Annotated in this window: 1 pseudogene; it reads left to right on the top strand. The window is 67.3% G+C overall.

Going from position 1 to position 444, the window contains the following annotated elements:
- Window positions 1-23: 23 nt before the first annotated feature.
- A pseudogene (locus P3H15_RS55190) lies at window positions 24-444 on the top strand (hypothetical protein); the annotation flags it as partial.

Here is a 444-nt window from a genome sequence, read left to right as displayed (position 1 = left end):
CCGAGGGCATCGACTTCCTCAGCGTGATCAAGGGAAACCTCGACTCCGACAACACGATGGCGAAGATCATCGCACCGATGGGCACACCCGCCGCGGTCCATCTGGACTTCGCCGGTCGGGTCAAGCACGAACTGGACATCCCGGTGATGCATGCCGGGCGGATCGCGGACCTGGCCACCGCCCGCTACGCGATCAGCGAGGGGCTGCTCGACATGGTCGGCAGCTACGACCTGTCGGTGCTGCAGGCGGAGTTCTCCCTGACCCAGATGCTCGACGCCCCGGTCTCCGGGCGGGTGTTCTTCGAACACGTCATCCGCGACAACCTCGACCTCGGCCGCCCCGACCAGGTCACGCTGGTCTTCGACCGCAGGTTGATGCGCCGCGGACCCCGTGCCACCCCGGGACGATTCCGCACCCGGGTGATCACCGAGGGCGTCACCCCGA

This window comes from Rhodococcus sp. T2V (genome assembly GCF_029269925.1).
GTDB lineage: Bacteria > Actinomycetota > Actinomycetes > Mycobacteriales > Mycobacteriaceae > Rhodococcus_F > Rhodococcus_F koreensis.
The sequence above is the reverse complement of the archived record's forward strand: the minus strand, read 5'-3'. Positions and strand labels throughout refer to the sequence as shown.